Genomic DNA, 2,629 nt, shown 5'->3' on the forward strand with positions numbered 1-2,629 from the left:
CGCCGGCGGCGCGGATGTGCCTGAGCTTGGCCGCGATGCCGGTCTTCTCGTCGTCGAGAATGACGGACTCGACGATTTCCAGCGACAGTTTCTGCGGCGCCAGCCCGGCCTTTTCCAGCGTTCCGAACAGGAATTTGTCGAAGTCCGGCTCGCGCAGCTCGGTGCCGGAGACATTGACGGCGAGCCGCCCGAAATCGATGCCGGCCCGGTCCCACTCCGCCGCCTCGTTGATCGCCTTGGTGATGACGATCCGGCCGATCTCCGGCATGAAGCCGCATTTCTCGGCGACCGGGATGAATTCGCCCGGCGAGATCATGCCGCGAGAGGCATGCTTCCAGCGCACCAGCGCCTCGATGCCGCTGATCTTGCCGCTGGTCAGCGACACCTGCGGCTGGAAATAGACCTCGAACGTCTTGTCGGCGATGGCCGCGCGGATGTCGTGCTCGAGCTGCTTGCGGTAGTCGAGCTCGCGCCGCAGCTCCTCGGAGAAGAACGAGAAATTGCCGCCGCCGAGCTTCTTGGCCGAGTAGAGCGCAAGGTCGGCGTGGACAAGCAGGTCCTCCGCATTGTCGGCGTCGACCGGATAGACCGCGATGCCGGCGCTGGCGCCAGGCAGGATGGTCGTGCCCTGGAAGGTGATCGGCTCGTTGATCTGCTCCAGGATGCGCCTGGCCAGCATGTTGATGTCCTCGGTGCCGCCGGCGCCGTTGAGGATCATCACGAATTCGTCGCCGCCGAGCCGGGCGCACAGATCCGAGGCGCGGCAGGAGTCGCGCATGCGCTGCGCGGTTACGACCAGCACGTAGTCGCCGGCCGCGTGGCCTAGCGTGTCGTTGATCTGCTTGAACCGGTCGAGGTCGAGCTGGATCACCGCCAGCCGCTCGCGCCGGCGATGCGCGCCCTTGATCAGTGTGTCGAAATGATCGGTCAGGAAGGTGCGGTTGTGCAGTCCGGTCAGCCCGTCATGCACGGCGATGAAGGCCATCGAGTTGCGCGCGTCGACCAGCTCATGCGTCTTGCGCAGGATGGCCTTCGACATCGGCCTGAAGATGAACAGCGCCACCAGCACGATGACGCCGATGGTGGCGAAGAACAGGGTGCGGTGGAGATCGAGCAGCTTTCCCGAGCGCTCGTCGGCGAAGGCACTGATGCGCTGGCCGAGCGCGGCATAGCCCGACAGCGTCGCATTGGCCACGGAAGCGTCGAGATCGACCCGGTCGGCGCCGCCCTTGTAGCCGTCGACGCCCGTCGTCAGCTTGGTCTCGAATGAAGAGATAAGGCGTTTGCCATTGGCGATCAGGCCGACCGAGAAGTAGTCGAGATGGAACGGCTTGGCGAACAGCACGTTCTCGATCGACTTCGGATCGAAGCGCGCCGGCGACATCGGATCGGCTCCCGTCTTGTCCAGGAGCAGGTCGTAATTGGTTTCGAATTCGACGGTCGCCTGCTTGAGCGCGGCAACGAGGGCCGGCTGCTTGTCGCGCGAGGCGGCGCCGGTCGCGCCGGCCAGGAAGACGATGCGCTGCGACAGCGCCTTCTGCATGCTGACGATGTTGATCAGCGTGTCGTTGTTCTGCTGCGCCGCCATCATCTGCTGCAAGAGCACGAACGAGCCCATCACCATGGCGGCGATGATCAGCAGCGCCAGCCAGTAGCCGCTCTTGATCAGCAAGATCAGCTTGCGCGAAACGCTCTGCACCGGCTGCTGCGACATTTCAGGGCGACCCCTCCCGCCGACGGAATCCCGCCTTGGTTTCGTTCTGCGAACACCATTGACTTGAAAGGGTTAACAGGCAGGCAAGCGGCCCGGCCGGTTGCGCGGGCAGAGAGGGAAAGCTGCGGAGATGGTTATCATGTTCTTTCACCGCGTCGATGCATTTGAACGCATCGTCGCTCGCACCGCTGAAATTGAGAGCCATGCGGCTTTCGCCGCGCCACCGAAGCCGTCGCTTTTGCGGTGGATTTTTCGGTCGTGCGGGGCGACAGTCCGGCTCGAACCGAACAGGGCTGGATCATGAGCACAGCATTCCTTTCCCACATCGACAACGAACTTGCCGGGCTGAAATCGGCCGGCCTCTACAAATCCGAGCGGGTGATCGCCTCGACGCAGTCGGCTGAGATCGAGGTTGGCGGCGACAAGGTGCTGAATTTCTGCGCCAACAACTATCTCGGCCTCGCCGACAGCGCCGAACTGCGCGAGGCGGCCAAAGCGGCGCTCGACCGCTATGGCTACGGCATGGCCTCGGTGCGCTTCATCTGCGGCACGCAGGAGGAGCACAAGCAGCTGGAGGCGACGATCTCGTCCTTCCTCGGCATGGACGACACCATCCTCTACGGCTCCTGCTTCGACGCCAATGGCGGCCTGTTCGAGACGCTGCTCGGCGAGGAGGACGCCATCATCTCCGACGCGCTGAACCATGCCTCGATCATCGACGGTGTCAGATTGTCCAAGGCCAAGCGCTTTCGCTACGCCAACAACGACATGGCAGATCTCGAAGCGCGGCTGAAGGAGGCGAAGGATTGCCGCTTCCGGCTGATCGCCACCGACGGCGTGTTTTCTATGGACGGCATCATTGCCAACCTCAAAGGCGTCTGCGATCTCGCCGAGAAATACGACGCCATGGTCATG

The 2,629-nt window shown here is 63.4% G+C and carries 3 protein-coding genes; 1 reads left to right on the forward strand and 2 read right to left on the reverse strand.

The window, feature by feature from the left end; genetic code table 11:
• Together EN738_RS33260 and EN738_RS33265 are read right to left on the reverse strand one after the other, a co-directional pair.
• Positions 1-1,714: diguanylate cyclase (locus EN738_RS33260; RefSeq protein ID WP_127287250.1), on the reverse strand; the 1,714-nt coding region annotated here is incomplete at its 3' end.
• 1 nt (position 1,715) lies between these two features.
• Positions 1,716-1,919, reverse strand: a complete 204-nt coding sequence (locus EN738_RS33265) for a hypothetical protein (protein ID WP_127287251.1) — start codon at positions 1,917-1,919, stop codon at positions 1,716-1,718.
• A 95-nt stretch (positions 1,920-2,014) separates the two neighbouring features.
• Here EN738_RS33265 and EN738_RS33270 point away from each other — a divergent pair.
• Positions 2,015-2,629: aminotransferase class I/II-fold pyridoxal phosphate-dependent enzyme (locus EN738_RS33270; RefSeq protein WP_127287252.1), on the forward strand; the 615-nt coding region annotated here is incomplete at its 3' end.

The sequence above is a fragment of the Mesorhizobium sp. M4B.F.Ca.ET.017.02.2.1 genome (assembly GCF_003998955.1).
GTDB lineage: Bacteria > Pseudomonadota > Alphaproteobacteria > Rhizobiales > Rhizobiaceae > Mesorhizobium > Mesorhizobium abyssinicae.